This window comes from Tundrisphaera lichenicola (genome assembly GCF_051175385.1).
GTDB classification, from domain to species: Bacteria; Planctomycetota; Planctomycetia; order Isosphaerales; family Isosphaeraceae; genus Tundrisphaera; species Tundrisphaera lichenicola.
The window spans coordinates 7,191,598-7,205,368 of the sequence record NZ_CP195106.1 but is presented as its reverse complement, the minus strand read 5'-3'; the positions used below and the strand labels follow the sequence as shown (position 1 = coordinate 7,205,368).

15 protein-coding genes are annotated in these 13,771 nt (G+C 65.7%); 5 read left to right on the top strand and 10 right to left on the bottom strand.

Features of this window, described 5'->3' with window-relative positions:
* The first annotated feature begins 97 nt into the window (after positions 1 to 97).
* Positions 98 to 1,402: a TolC family protein gene (locus P12x_RS28600; protein WP_435008514.1), complete on the top strand. Its 1,305-nt coding sequence runs from the start codon at positions 98 to 100 to the stop codon at positions 1,400 to 1,402.
* Between the two features lie 42 nt (positions 1,403 to 1,444).
* Here P12x_RS28600 and P12x_RS28595 read toward each other — a convergent pair whose 3' ends face one another.
* Both P12x_RS28595 and P12x_RS28590 read right to left on the bottom strand, forming a co-directional pair.
* Entirely contained in the window at positions 1,445 to 2,083 is a 639-nt protein-coding gene (locus P12x_RS28595) for a hypothetical protein (protein WP_435008513.1), read from the bottom strand.
* Positions 2,084 to 2,093: 10 nt separating this feature from the next.
* Entirely contained in the window at positions 2,094 to 2,687 is a 594-nt protein-coding gene (locus P12x_RS28590; protein ID WP_435008512.1) for a hypothetical protein, read from the bottom strand.
* Between the two features lie 182 nt (positions 2,688 to 2,869).
* On the opposite strand from P12x_RS28590, the gene ispG reads away from it, so the two are divergent.
* From ispG to P12x_RS28575, 3 genes are all read left to right on the top strand, one after another.
* Positions 2,870 to 4,024, top strand: a complete 1,155-nt coding sequence (gene ispG, locus P12x_RS28585) for a flavodoxin-dependent (E)-4-hydroxy-3-methylbut-2-enyl-diphosphate synthase (protein ID WP_435008511.1) — start codon at positions 2,870 to 2,872, stop codon at positions 4,022 to 4,024.
* A 15-nt stretch (positions 4,025 to 4,039) separates the two neighbouring features.
* On the top strand, positions 4,040 to 4,309 hold the full coding sequence (locus P12x_RS28580; RefSeq protein WP_435008510.1) for a hypothetical protein: 270 nt from the start codon (positions 4,040 to 4,042) through the stop codon (positions 4,307 to 4,309).
* A 118-nt stretch (positions 4,310 to 4,427) separates the two neighbouring features.
* Positions 4,428 to 5,129 (top strand): DUF4058 domain-containing protein, encoded by a 702-nt coding sequence (locus P12x_RS28575; protein ID WP_435008509.1) that lies wholly within the window; start codon positions 4,428 to 4,430, stop codon positions 5,127 to 5,129.
* 5 nt (positions 5,130 to 5,134) lie between these two features.
* Here P12x_RS28575 and P12x_RS28570 read toward each other — a convergent pair whose 3' ends face one another.
* From P12x_RS28570 to P12x_RS28545, 6 genes are all read right to left on the bottom strand, one after another.
* Complete coding sequence (locus P12x_RS28570) at positions 5,135 to 7,153, bottom strand: sulfatase-like hydrolase/transferase (protein WP_435008508.1); 2,019 nt, start codon at positions 7,151 to 7,153, stop codon at positions 5,135 to 5,137.
* 343 nt (positions 7,154 to 7,496) lie between these two features.
* The gene (locus P12x_RS28565; protein WP_435008507.1) at positions 7,497 to 7,946 is read right to left on the bottom strand and encodes a hypothetical protein; all 450 of its coding nucleotides are present in this window, start codon (positions 7,944 to 7,946) and stop codon (positions 7,497 to 7,499) included.
* A 3-nt stretch (positions 7,947 to 7,949) separates the two neighbouring features.
* A complete protein-coding gene (locus tag P12x_RS28560) occupies positions 7,950 to 8,222 on the bottom strand; it encodes a hypothetical protein (RefSeq protein WP_435008506.1) in 273 nt (90 codons plus the stop codon).
* A gap of 148 nt (positions 8,223 to 8,370) precedes the next feature.
* On the bottom strand, positions 8,371 to 8,892 hold the full coding sequence (locus P12x_RS28555) for a hypothetical protein (protein ID WP_435008505.1): 522 nt from the start codon (positions 8,890 to 8,892) through the stop codon (positions 8,371 to 8,373).
* A 220-nt stretch (positions 8,893 to 9,112) separates the two neighbouring features.
* Positions 9,113 to 9,691, bottom strand: coding sequence for a Uma2 family endonuclease (locus P12x_RS28550; RefSeq protein WP_435008504.1), 579 nt, complete (start codon positions 9,689 to 9,691; stop codon positions 9,113 to 9,115).
* A gap of 24 nt (positions 9,692 to 9,715) precedes the next feature.
* A complete protein-coding gene (locus P12x_RS28545) occupies positions 9,716 to 11,170 on the bottom strand; it encodes an NAD-dependent succinate-semialdehyde dehydrogenase (protein ID WP_435008503.1) in 1,455 nt (484 codons plus the stop codon).
* Positions 11,171 to 11,587: 417 nt separating this feature from the next.
* Here P12x_RS28545 and P12x_RS28540 point away from each other — a divergent pair, with 417 nt between their 5' ends.
* Positions 11,588 to 12,163, top strand: coding sequence for a PEP-CTERM sorting domain-containing protein (locus tag P12x_RS28540; RefSeq protein WP_435008502.1), 576 nt, complete (start codon positions 11,588 to 11,590; stop codon positions 12,161 to 12,163).
* 191 nt (positions 12,164 to 12,354) lie between these two features.
* On the opposite strand, the gene P12x_RS28535 is transcribed toward P12x_RS28540, so the two are convergent.
* Both P12x_RS28535 and P12x_RS28530 read right to left on the bottom strand, forming a co-directional pair.
* Positions 12,355 to 13,467 carry a DUF1559 domain-containing protein gene (locus tag P12x_RS28535; RefSeq protein ID WP_435008501.1) on the bottom strand — a complete coding sequence of 371 codons (1,113 nt, stop codon included), beginning with the start codon at positions 13,465 to 13,467 and terminating at the stop codon, positions 12,355 to 12,357.
* Between the two features lie 85 nt (positions 13,468 to 13,552).
* Positions 13,553 to 13,765: a hypothetical protein gene (locus P12x_RS28530; RefSeq protein WP_435008500.1), complete on the bottom strand. Its 213-nt coding sequence runs from the start codon at positions 13,763 to 13,765 to the stop codon at positions 13,553 to 13,555.
* Positions 13,766 to 13,771 lie beyond the last annotated feature (6 nt).

Below are 13,771 nucleotides of genomic sequence, written 5' to 3'. Positions count from 1 at the left end.
AAGCCTTTCGGGATGATCGGCCGGTTCGCCGTCCCGTTTCATCGTCGATCATGGATGTGCCGACCGACCCCTCGGACGTTTGGACGGAGCCCGACGTATGCTGATCCTCGCGAATCTGCTGGCCCTGGCCCTGGTGGCCGCCGATCAGCCGCAAGCTTCCACCGGACCGGTCTCTTGCCAGGACCCGGAAGTCTGGAACCTGACGCTCCCCGAGGCGATCCGGATCGGCCTGGAGAATGCCGAGACCGTCCGAGTGATCTCGCTGGGCGACCAGGGAGTGTCGCTCGGAGGTTTCGAGGCCCCCTCGAAGGGGGAGCCCAACGCCACCCCGATCGTGATCGCTCGATTGAATGCCGATGAGTCCGCCTGGCAATTCAAGGCCGCGCTCATGGCCCACGTCCGGTCGGTCGAGCAGACCTACTGGGCCCTCGCCCAGCAACAGGTTGTGGTCTGGAGTCGGAAGACCGCCGTCAAGCTCGCCGAGGAGATTCTTGCGAGGGAGCGGGCCGACCTGACGACCGGCCGGAGCAACACCTCCGACATCGCCGAGACTGAGCAGCAGCTCGAGAACCTCAAGCTCAACCTGGTCACCGCGACCTCGGACCGGATTACGACCGAGCGGCAATTGCGGAACATCCTGGGCCTACCCGCCGCCGATAACCGTCGGATCATCCCGGCCAGCTCGCCGACCGAGGCGAAGGTCCAACCGGAGTGGGAGGCCAGCCTCGCGACGATGCTCGCTTCCGATCCCGCGATCGCCCTCCAGCGCGAGCAGGTCGCCGCCGCCGAGTTGGCCGCCCTCATCGACGGAGAGAACCCGACCATCGCGCCCGAACGACGCGAGGAGAGCCGACGGAACCTGGATCGGCAACAGGCCTTGCTCCCGAGGACGATCCAGGACTCGACCCACACGCTGTCCCGGTTCTTCCTCGAAGTCGACTCGAATTACAGGCAGTTCCAGACCGCCCGGAAGCTCCAGGCCGCCGCCCGGCAGAGGCTCGAATCCCAGAGGGCGTTCTACAACGAAGGTCGGATCGCGGTCGACCGCCTGCTCGACGCGATCAACCAGTACGCCAACGCGATTTCCCAGGAGGCCCAGTTCCTGGCCAGCTACAACACCTCGATCGCCGCGCTGGAGGAGGCCAAGGGGACCCTCCTGACCCATGACGGGATCAACCTGGCCGAGGGACCATCCTCGGAGAAGGTGTACGCCCAGGCCAAGGACGACCGGGTCGCCCCCGCCGCCTTCGAGACTCCGACTCCCGCTCCGGCCCCGGTCGCTCCCGCACCGCCGACGCCCCAGGCTGGGCCGACCACCTACAAGCTCCGGGCGAAGCTCGGCGGGATCAAGGTCTGGGAGATCGAGCTGGAGATCAACCAGGGACCGGCTCCTTCTCGATGAGTCCGAGGGGCCGCCCCCGCCGAAGGCCGGGGAATGGCAGGCTCAGAGATGGAATAACATCGTGACGAATCCCTGCCATCCCATCAGGCCAAACCAGAGCCATCCGAGCCATCGGCCGAGCCGATCCGCGAGGTCGATGGGGGGTCGCCATTGTCGGGTCAGGGCCAGGTAGGACCAGGCCCCGAGGATCATCCAGGGGATCTGCAAGGCCGGGCGGTACGAGAAGTTCGCCCACTCCATGGGCGGGCCCACCGGAGTCCCCCGGCTCGTCCCCGGTGGGAGCACGATCAATGGGCTGACCCATCGTTCGAGCGCGACCACGACCGCGAAGCCCGCGAAGACCCCGACGGCGATCCATAAGGCAATATGCCCCGGTCCCGATCGGCCCCGCCGCATCCCCCTCCCAGGGCGATAGGCGACCCAAGCCAGGCCGGGCCCGGCCGCGGCCAGCAAGGCGAAGCCGTCGACGAGCAGCCTCCCCGATGGCTGCCAGAGCTTGCGGGCCCAGGCGGGCAGATGCGACCAGGATCGATTCTCGATCTGTTCGACGAAGGACGCGTTGAAGCTTTGCTGGGCGGCCTGCTCGCGGTCGGCGACGACGCCCGAGGCCAGACTCAGCACTGCCACGATCCCGAGCTGGATGAGGTCGAATCGACCGATCGGGCGGGGCCTGGGCTTCATCGACGGTTCCTCATCTACTGAGGTAGGGCACGTAGGGGACCAGCCAGGCGACGATCGGGTGCAAGATCGTCATCGGGAATGAGATAACCCAGTAGGCACCCAGGAGCCGGCCGAGGCGGTCGATCCACGAGCGCTCGGGCGACCACCGACCGCCCAGGGCCAGCGCCACCCAGGCTCCCGTGACGACCGGCCCGATCATCCCGGTGCCCCCGTACCAGTAATAGTTCGGGCTGTATGTATAGGTCATCCCCGGCTGATCCACGGACAGGGTCATCGCGGCCTGGGCCGCATTCAAGCCGATGCCAAGGATCATCGCCCCGATCGTTGCCACGCAGGCCACCATCCCGGGCTGGCGGGCGATCCGGCTTGTCGAAGGGCGGAGCCCGGCCCATCGGAGCGGAATTAACGCCAGCGACCAGGAGACCGCGAGGTAGGTCGGCATCCCCACCCAAAGTCGCTGGAGCCAGTCGCCGGGAAGATTCAGGGTCGCTCGGACGCCGACTTTACCTTCGAAGAACCGCTCCATTGCGAACGCGGCGGCCGTGGCCGCGACGAGGACCATGACGTCCATCAGGGTCAATGGTCGGATCGGGCGACTGCGCAAGCGGCGTTCTCCCGGGAGAAGCGATCCAGCCTGGCCGACGATATAGGAGCATTCACGGACCCGTCAAGGGACTCCTGCTCGCCTTGACCCTCCGGGCGTCCTCGACTACCATGACCGTTGGATGTCGCGCAGCGTGGAAAATCCGCAAAGGCCCGACAAAACTAGAGATTAGGACGACTTAGATGGCCTACAGCACGTCGGTGGTCCGGCACAAGACCCGCGAAGTGGGGATCGGCGACCATGTGGTCGGCGGGGACAACCCGGTCCTGGTCCAGTCGATGACGACGACCAACACCTTCGACGTGGATGAGACCGTCGCCCAGATCCATGCGCTGGAAGAGGCCGGGTGCGAGGTCGTCCGCGTCACCGTGCCCAAGAAGGATGATGTCGAGGGCTGCAAGGCCATCCGTTCGCGGATCAAAATCCCGCTGATCGCCGACATCCATTACGACTACAAGATGGCCCTGGCCTGCCTCGACGCCCGGACCGAGGACGGCAAGCGGGCCGTCGACAAGATCCGGATCAATCCCGGGAACATCGGCGGGATCGAACGGTTCAAGGAAGTGATCCGCAAGGCCAGGGATCAGGGCGTGCCGATGCGGATCGGGGTCAACTCCGGGAGCCTGGAGAAGGACCTGATCGACAAGTACGGCTTCCCCTGCCCCGAGGCGATGGTCGAGAGCGCCCTCCGCGCCATCGAGACCTGCGAATCGCTGGGCTATCATCAGATGATCGTCTCGCTCAAGGCCAGCCACGTCCCGACCGCCGTCGAATGCTACACCCAGTACGCCCGACAGTCCGACTACCCGACCCACGTCGGGATCACCGAGGCCGGCTCTCGCGAGTACGGGACCCTGAAGAGCGCCGCCGGGATCGGCGCGATCCTCCTGAGGGGGATCGGCGACACGATCCGGGTCTCGCTCCTGGGCGACCCGGTCCCCGAGATCGCCGCCGGGTTCGACATCCTCCGCGCCACCGACCGCCGGGTGAACCGCCCCGAGGTCGTCGCCTGCCCGACCTGCGGCCGGCTCGACATCGACCTCGAACGGATCGTCGCCGAGGTCGAGGACAAGATGAAGCACCTCAAGGACCCCCTGAGGATCAGCATCCTCGGCTGCCTGGTCAACGGCTTCGGCGAGGCCAAGGAGGCCGACCTGGGCATCGCCGCCGGCGGGGGCAAGGGGATCATCTTCAAGCGAGGAGTCCCGATCCGACGGGTCACCGAGGCCGAGATGGTCGAAGCCCTCCTCGAAGAGGTCGGCCGATTCGCCGAGGAGACCCCGGCCCTGAAGTCGCACCAGGAGAAGAAGAAGTCGGCCCTGACGGTCCTGAACTGAGAGGGAGGGACCCGTATGTCCGAGACCTATTCGGCGATCCTGAGGGGCGACCGCCTGGAGTGGCTTGGTGCGTCCCCCGAGCTCGACATCCGCGAGCGGGGTGTTAAGGTCGATGTCACGATCGTTCCTGACTCGACGACTGTTCCCGTCGATGACCCATCACGGATGAAACGAGCGATCGAGGCCCTGGAGCGGTTGGCCGCACGCGGGACATTCTCGGGGGTAGACGACTCGGTCCACTGGCAGCGTGAGATCCGCCGGGATCGGCCCTGGTTCACGGGTTGACCCTGCTCACCGGGAACATCGGGGATCTTGCCCGGATCGGCGGTCGGCTTGCCGACGATCCGGCGATCGTGTCAAGATCGACGAGAGAAGTCGATTCTCCGGTTCCAGGTTGATCAACATGCCGCTCCTGGATCACTTCCGACCGCCGCTCAGCCTCCGCCGTCACTGGCATTCGTTCCACAACGCCTGGGCAACCTGCCTGGCCTGGGACCTCAATTCGCGATTGCCGGAAGGATACTTCGCCGAGCCGAACGTCCAGTTCGGCATCGAGATCGACGTGGCGACCTTCGAGGAGTCGACCCCGGCCGAGGTAGGTCCCGGGATCGAATGGACGCCCCCTCATCCCTCGATGACGATCCCCTTCTCGATCGTCACCGACACGGTCGAAGTCGCCGTGTTCGATTCGTCAGCCGGGCCGGTCCTGGCCGGCGCGATCGAATTGATCAGCCCGGCGAACAAGGACCGTCCGGCCCAGCGCGATGCCTTCGTCTCCAAGTGCGCGGCCTATTTGCAGGCGGGGGTCGGCGTCATGATGGTCGACGTGGTGACATCCCGCGGGGGTGACCTGCATCACGATTTGCTTGGGCGTTTGCTGGCTCCCGAGGCGTCGACGGCCAACGATCGCCCCTTCTGCTCCGCCTATCGGCCGGTCGACCGCCAGGGGCAGGTCAGCCTCGACATCTGGCACGAGCCGTTGGCCGTCGGCTCGTCGCTGCCCGTCCTGGCCCTCTGTCTCAAGGGTGGCCCCTGCCTGCCGATTGACCTCGAAGCCACCTATGAGCGGACCTGCCGCGAACAACGGATCGGCGACCGGGCCTGATCGGATCACGGAAGCTCGGCCAGCTCCTGGTCCGCCGGGAGCGGGCTGAGGGGGGGCGGTCGTTTCGATTCGTCGTCCCGGATCATGGCTTCGAAGAGGGTCCGGAGCCGGGTCAGATCTTCTCGGGCCTCCGGGATGCCGGCCAGGTTGTTGACCTCCTGGGGGTCATTCTCGATGTGGTAAAGCTCCTCGCGGCCGTCGTCGGACCGGATGTAGACCAGTTCCTCATCGGCGATCGCCCCGAGCGGCCCATTCGACGCGGGGATGTTCGGCGTGGGGGCGAACTTCTTCTGGTGCTCGACGATCGAGAGGGGTGGGTCGCCCTTGGTTCGTTCGTGGTCGGGGCCTTCCCCCCAGTAGCGGGCCAGCGACCGCCCCGGGAAGGGGGCTTGATCCGGGAAGCCGAGCAGGTCGACGACCGTGGCCGGGAGGTCGCGGAGGCTCACCGGCTGGCGGACGACCCGGGCCGAGGGTGTGGCCGAGGAGGACGGCGGGAGGATCAGCAGGGGCACGTCGATCAGCGACCGATAGAGGCTGTGCCCGTGGCCGAACAGCCCCCGGCCCCCCAGGTGCTCGCCGTGGTCCGAAGTCACGATGACCAGGGTCTTTTCGAGGATCTTGCGGCGGTCGAGTTCTTCGAAAAGCTGGCCCAGTTGCTCGTCGAGGTGGGCAATGCATTCGTCGTAGGAGTCGACCAGAAGCTGGTTGGCCGCCAGGTCGGCCTCAAGCTTCTTTTGCGGGTTGGCTTCGGTATTCGAGGGCGACTTCTTCTTGAAGTCTTCGAGGGCCTTGGGCGTCGTGATCGCAAGGCTCGGGTCCTCGGCGGCTCGGCCGAAGCTCCGGGGATGTCCCCGGGGGGGCTCGTAAGGCCCGTGGGCGTCGTAGTAGTTCAGGAAGGCGAAGAAGGGCCGATCCCCCCGGTCGGAGAGCCATCCGAGGGCGTCTCGGTTGATCATCGAGGCCGTCTTGCGCGAATGCTTCTCGCCCGGCGTACCGGCCTCGAATCCCGCAGCCTCGACGATCCTCCGGCCGATCGCGGAACTCCGGGCGACCTCGATCGGCGTGACCTGCTGGTTCTCGTAGAAATCCTCGTAGCGATGAAAGCCCCGGTCCAGGCCGTACCAGGCGTTCCCGTAGTAGGTATTCGCGACGAACCCCCCGGTGGCGTACCCTCGAGCCCCGAGGTACTCGGCCAGGGTCAACTCGGACTGATCGAGCGGGTGGTCGACATTCGCGGAGAGTTCATGGGGCCATCGCCCGGTGAACATGCTGGCGTGCGAGGGGAGCGTCCAGGGGGCCGTCGATCGGGCCCGGTCGAACCGGATGCCCCGCTCGGCCCAGCGTTTCAGGTTGGGGGTCGTCTCGCGATCGTAGCCGTAGAGGCTCAGATGATCGGCGCGGACGGTGTCCATCACGATCAGGAGGACGTTCGAGGAATCGGGACGGGCCACGCCCCGGGCCTCGGCGGGCCTCGACCGGAAGGCGTCGAAGGCGGCGATCAGCCCGACGATCCCGACCAGCGCAGGCAAGCTGACGCGGACCCATCGCCGGGCCCGATCGCCTCGCGACCGGATCCTCGGGGCGACCTGCGCGGCGATCCCCAGGGCCAGCAATACGCAGACCACCGGATAGAGGCCCTGGATCACCAGGAGCGGGGCCAGGCTTGCCCCGGCGACCAGCAGGTAAGGCGTGGCGAACGCGACCGGTCCCCCGCGCCACCGGGCCAGCAGCCCCAGCACGAGCCCCGCCGTCGCGAAGAGCACCGCGTCGGAGGTCGGGATCATCCACAGGTAATTCTGGTTGATCCGGATCATCGCGACCGTGACCTTGGGGTCGATCGCGTCCTGGACCAGCAGCGTGCCCAGTTCCAGCAGGCCCGCCACCAGGCCGAACCAGGCGGCCATCAAGAAGATCGCGCGCGGGCCGAAGGCGGCATGGGACACGATCGCCGATCGCGTCCCGGCCGGGATGAGCCTCCGGAGACGCGCCGGCAAGGCGGTCCGTCGTTTCGAGTCAACGGGCATGAAGAACCCTCCTGGTTCCAGGTTTCCCCGGGCGGTCCCGGGGGCGGTCGCCGGTCGAACGACCACTCGGCTGGGGAGGGACCATCCGAGGAAGCCGGTCGACTTCCGCCGGCATTGAAACCGGACCCGGAAGTTCGGTCAACCGCATTTCGATTCGATCGACGTCGATCGATCGGGAGTGACGTTGGATTTGGGTGTCACGGCTCGCCCGGATGGATCACGCGATTTACGCTCGGCCTAGAGAAGGACTGTTAAGTGCCATTTATATCGTGCATCCGGCTTGTCCCTTGACGCCGGGCCGAAGCAACAATTGCCTGCCGCGTTACATGTTGCGAATTTCGCCCTAGGAGTCCGACTTGCCGGTTGCACCATATGCTTCAGGCCTTCCCAGCTGTGAGTCCAACTGCGGGTCCCAAAGGCCGGGTGGCGGGGCTTCCGCCGTCGGCTTCTTTGACTCGCCCCGTGGTATCTCACGTTCCATGAGTATCTGTGGTTCTCCCTTATGCGTTAGCCAGTCATCGAACGTGAGGTGAATCTCGCGGCGAGATCCCTCGGGATCGTCGCCGACGGCGATATAGATTCGGGCACAGTTGCTGAGGGTGAACAGCCTGCCCCGCAGCCAGTACCTCCAATAGTTATCGTTTCGTGTCACGGAGACCGTCTGCAGTCGCCTGGCCTTCATCAGGTCGTCGATCGCCTGATCGTCAGCGGGCCGCGACTTCGTCAGGCGGTATCGGAGATAAACGACGAGCACGAACCCGCACGCGAAGATCACAGCATCGGCATCTATCATGCGTTATCCTCCGCGCCGAGGGATGTTTATTGCACACGACCGACGAATCAATTTACGTTGGTCTATAGTCGGTTCGAAGTTCTGGTAGGGTGGGGATCGCCCGCCTGATCCGGGCCGCTGGGCACCCCGCTGCGTCGGCCCCTGATAGAGCCATGCTTCCAGGGTCGCCTGATCGACCCAGAGGATGATCGATCCCCGGCGGACCAGTGCGTCGTTGTACTGCTTCCAGTTCCGGATGCGGTAGACCGGCTTGGGGGTGGCCTTTCGAGTAGGCATGATGGCGTCAAAGCAAGGGGTGCCGGATTGTCTTGGCGAGCCAGTTTACCGAACCTGTAAGGGACCGACCAACTCCTTCGTGCAACAACGCCCCTAGTAGCCCGACTTGCCGGATGCACCACATACTTCACACGTTTCAGAATTCGCGTCAATCAGCCCTCAAGAATTGCCGTTCGATGGCTTGCGTCGTGCCCCGATGTTGACCCTCGCTAATCTTTACGTAGATCAGACGGCCCGGATACGCGCTATCGTCGTCGGTCGGATCGCCCGTCACGACACCCCGAGTGTTAGCTTCCAGGGTCACCGACTTGGTCCTGAAGTCCCGCGAGGTCATGACCCTCTGGCCGGTCGGTAGCACCGAGGTATTCCACCCATTTCCGAGGGTCGCGTACTGCAATGCCGTCACGAGCCTGACAGCACTCAGCATCACCGCGATCAAGGACACGGCCAGCATCATCCGGCGTAACGTGACCTGCCCTTGGGGCCGTATAGCGATCTCGGGATCGCCGGCGTTCAGACGCCGGCAAACCTCCTCTGCCTCGCCCCGTGTCTTACAAGGGATACGGACCTTGGGCCTGGCCGCCCGATCGTTCATAACCAGGGGTGTGCCTGCCATGCTCTCGACGATGTGATAGGGTCCGGCCTTGTCCGGAATGTCGTGGTCGGTCATGGGAAGCTGTCCAATTCGTCTCTACACCGGACGTGCCAACTTCGATTTGACGTAAGTCGTTCTGCGATGGACGAAATCCTGTCGAATTTGGAGTGACCCTCACTCGTTACACTTCAGATAATTTTCCTGTGAGCAAACTTGCAATGGCCCTGGCCAAGTCACAACGGCGTGGGTGTCTCATCCGATCGTCAGATCGATCCAGGGTCACACCCGATCGATCTCAATCCTCGAACAACTTCACCACGGGGATGCGAAAGCCCGGTACATAAGGGTCGCCCGAGAGTTCCTGCGAGGCGTTGAACGACTCGGGCAACTGGCCCGGTCGGTGGACCCGGACCGTCCGGAAGTCGGGGTCGACCTCCCAGACGACGACCCCGGCCTCCAGGTAGAGCCCGATCTTCTCGACGACGTTCTCGTGCCTGTCCGAGGGTGAAAGGATCTCCACAGCCAGGACCGGGGGGCCTTCATAATAGGAAAGAGCCTGGTCGGTCCGGGCGACGAGGTCCGCCGATGCATAAGCCACGTCGATTCCCACCAGTGAATCGACCGTTCCTCGGAGCCGGAATCCGCATTCGCCGGAATGGATCTTGCCTCGGGGGCGGGGCAGGCCATCCAGCCAATTTTTGAGCATTTGCACGATATTAGCTTCAACGCCGCTGTGCTTGTTATTGCGAAGCGTCATGCCGAACTCCCGGATCTCGCCCCGGATCAACTCGCGCGAGATCCCGTCCTCGGGGATCGCGAGGAATTCCTCGACGGTCGCCAACTTCTTATCCGGCGGGGCCAGGACCGTGCTCATCTCGCGATCTCCCGAAGTGACCAATCAGGCCCGAAGCCCGATCGAGACGTACTTGGTTTCCAGGTAGGCGTCGAGCCCCTCGATCCCCAACTCTCGGCCCATGCCCGATTCCTTCATGCCGCCGAAGGGGCACTGGGGGGTGGCGGGGACGGGGTCGTTGATCCCGATGATCCCGGCCTCCAACCCTTCGGCCATCCGGGTGGCGACGGTCAGGTCGTTGGTGAAGACGTAAGCGGCCAGGCCGTAAGGGGTGGCGTTGGCGGTGGCGATCACGTCGTCGAGCTTCGAGAAATCCAGGATCGGCATGACCGGGGCGAAGGGTTCCTCGGTCATGATTCGCATCTCACCGTTGACCTCGCGGATCACGGTGGGCTCGAAGAAGTAGCCCTTGTCGAATCGATCCGACCGCGATCCGCCGGTCAGGACCTTCGCCCCCCTGGTCCGGGCGTCGTCGACCAGCCCCTTGGTCTTCTCCAATGCGGCCTCGGCGAACATCGGGCCGATCTGGACTCCCTCGTCCAACCCGTTGCCCAGCTTGAGCTTCTTTGTTAGCTCGACGGCGGCCTCGGTGAAGTCCTTGCTGATCGAGTCGTGGACGTAGAACCGCGAGGGGGCGATGCAGACCTGGCCGTTGTTCCGGAACTTGCCCATCACGGCCGCCTGCGCGACCTGCTGGACGTCGGCGTCGGGGAAGACGATCAGGGGGGCATGCCCGCCCAGCTCCAGGCTGAGCCGCTTGACCTGGTCGGCCGACCGACGGATCAGTTCCTTGCCGACGCGGGTCGAGCCGGTGAAGCTGATCTTCCGGACAGCCGCGTGGGCGAACAGGGCGTCGGCGAACTCCACGGCGTCGCCGATGACCAGGTTGGCCACGCCGGGGGGCAGGCCGGCGTCGGCCAGGGCCTGGAAGATGTGGATCATGGTCTGCGGGGTCTGGTCGGCCGGTCGGCTGACCACGGTGCAGCCCACCGCCAGGGCCGGGGCGATCTTCCTGCTGGCCAGCGCGGCGGGGAAGTTCCAGGGGGTGATCGTGCCGACCACGCCGATCGGGTGCCGGACGGTGTGGTGCCGCTTGAGCGGGTTCGAGTACGGAATGGTCCGGCCGTAGGCTCGCTTACCCTCCTCGGCGAACCACTCGAAGGTGTCGGCGGTGGCCAGGGTCTCCCCCTTGGCCTCGGGGAGGGGCTTGCCCTGCTCGCGGGTCATGGTCCGGGCGATGGCGTCGGCCCGCTCGCGGATCAGGTCGGCGGTCTTCTTGAGGATCTTGGCTCGGTCGTAGACCGTGGTGGCTTTCCAGGCGGGGAAGGCCCTGGCGGCGGCCTCGATGGCGCGGTCGGCGTCGGCCCGGCCGCCGTAAGCGACCTCGGCGATGGTCGACTCATCGGCCGGGTTGATCACGGCCAGGGTCTTCCCGCTCAGGGCGTCGACCCACTGGCCTTCGATGTACATCCGGGTCGAGACTTCGGCGGTGCTGGCCATGATTGCCCGTCTTTATCGTTTCAAGGGTTCAGTTTGGGATGGGAAAACGGCTTTCCTGCCCCGGCTCCACCATAACGGCCCGGCCCCACCCCTGGCAATCCGGACCGACCCGCCCCAGGCTCTCCGGGAAAAACGAACCCAATCGTCCGGTCAGCTCGCGGAGGGCTCCCGGCCCGGTGTCGCGGGCCCCCGTATAAGGATCGTTCGAGCTGCCCCGATTCCACCCGTGTTTTCCCGGCCTTGACCGATTCATGGATCTGGATTAAGAAGTGCCCTCACGCAACCGGGACGGGTTCACGTCGTGGCGTTTTTCGAATCGACGATCGGCGCCTCCGATCGGCTTCCCGATGCGTCGTCTCCCAAGGATGGGGACCGGCGAGCATCGGAGGCGAGCCCCCTACCAGGATGTCGAATCATATGAGCGGATCGCATGGACGCGCGGCCCGGATAGTCCGCGCGTGGATCAGTCCGGCCCTCGTGGCCTCGGGATTGCTGGCCGCCCTGGGGTCGAACCCGGCCCTGGCCTGCAAGGTCGAATCCAAGCCAAAACCCAAGCCGAAGCCGGCCGCGCAGCAATTGGTGCCCACGGCCATGCCTTCGAAGTCCGCCACGGATGCCTTCAACAAGGCGGCCCAGGACTTCATGAAGACGTGGAAGGAACAGACCGCCATCAAGCCGCCGGCGATCATCCCGACGCTCGCCACGGCCAAGCCCCCGGCCGCCCAGACGCTCGCGCCCACCACGCCGACCGTCGCCAACCATGGGACCGGCCAGCCCTGCGGCTGCCCGCCGCCTCCCCCCTGCACCGTCCCGCCGCCTTCCACGTCCACCCCGCCGACCGGCGTGACGCCCCCACCGGCTTCCCAGGGATTGGAGCCGCCGGCCGGGATCACCGAGCCCACGCCCGTGCCCGAGCCCTCGACGATCCTCTCGGCCCTCGCCATGGTCGGCGCGGTCGCCTGGCGTCGCCGGGCCACCCGTTCCCGAGCCTGATCGCTCCGCGTTCCCCGCTCCAGGGGTGGGCAGCCTCCCAGGATCAAGACGGGGCTGCCACCCTGGAACTCGGACCCGGTCGCATTTTCAACCCGACAATGAGGGTCGGGCGTGATCTTGTGAGTGATGATGGGCGGCTTCGGGCCGCCCCGCGTCGATCGCGTCTTGGAATGCGATCGGCGGGCGGTGGATCAGTAGGCGTCGGCGCCGATGACCTCGCCGCCGGCCTTGGTCCCCAGGGACCACCAGACGTTCCGGGCGATCGAATTCTTGATGAATTTGACGCTGCCGTCCCCCATCGCGACGTTGACGCCGCCGGGGTGGCTGCTGTTGGCGCCCCAGGAAAAGCCGGTGTCCGGGTAATTGTTCGGCCCCCCGTCGAGCCGGCAGGCGCCGAAGGGGAACTGGGGATCGTTGGGCGTCTGGATCGTGTTGAACAGGGAATAGCCGGTGATCCCGTGCGACCATCGATAGCCCCTGTGGTCGCCGATCATGGTGTCCGACGTCCGGAAGGTCGAGATGCAGCGTTCGAGCAGGGTCATGACGAGGGCCGGGTTGCTGAAGGCGTCGTGGGGCCGATTGGTCAGGTCGGCGGGGCTGGCCCCGTAGACCATGTTGCCCCGGTAGCGGCTGGGGGGCGTGGTGGACGGACCGAAGACGCTCCGGGCCTTGCTGTCCCCCACCAGGGCCTCGGAATAGGCGATGGTGTTCGAGGTCCCGTCGGTGCAGGAATTGAGGCCATAGGCGACCGCCGTGGCGAACAGGCCGGTGCTGCCGGTGAACGCGCCCGGCGGGGCCGACCCCACGTTCCAGGTCATCGAATTGTCGATACTGGCCATCGAGTCGGTCGTGGAGCCGATCGATCCGGCGTAGTTGTTGGTGTTGATCCGTGCCGCGTTATTCGGGTCGGAGGGGCAGAGGTAGCCCGCGACGATCGTCAGGGCGAAGGTCGTGTTGACCCCCCCGTCGAACTCCGCCATGTAGTTGAAATTCGCGGCGTTGAAGAGCGGCCCTTGCTCGATGAAGGGCAGGAGCATCGCCTGGGCGCTCATGTTCGCCCCCCAACTGGCGTAGAGGCCCCCGCTCGCCGCGTTGATCGCCGCGCCCGGGGGGAGCGATCCGTTGACGGAGTGGTAATTGTGGAGCGCAAGCCCGATCTGCTTGAGATTGTTGGCGCACTGGGCGCGTCGGGCGGCCTCGCGGGCCGCCTGGACCGCCGGCAACAGGAGCGCGATCAGGACCGCGATGATGGCGATTACCACCAGCAATTCGATCAGCGTGAAGCCTTTTCGAGTGCGGAGCATCTTGGGACGGTCCTCGATGATTGGGGGGATTCCTGAACGACGAGACCGAGCTCGTGTACATCGCCGATGGGCCCGTCGCGGCCGGCTATCGGGGCCCGGGTCGGGCCGGCCTCTTCTTCCTCTTCATCGTGGCCTTGAATCCGTCCGCGATCTCCTTCTCGCGAGCCTTGTAGTCGGGCGGCAGGACCGCCTGAGAGCCGGACGCGGGGGTTCCCCCACTGACGCCGCAGCCGGTGGGGATGATCAGCGAACAGGCTGCCCCCAGGAGGATCGATCGGCGGGTCGGGGCATTCGCCATCGGGGC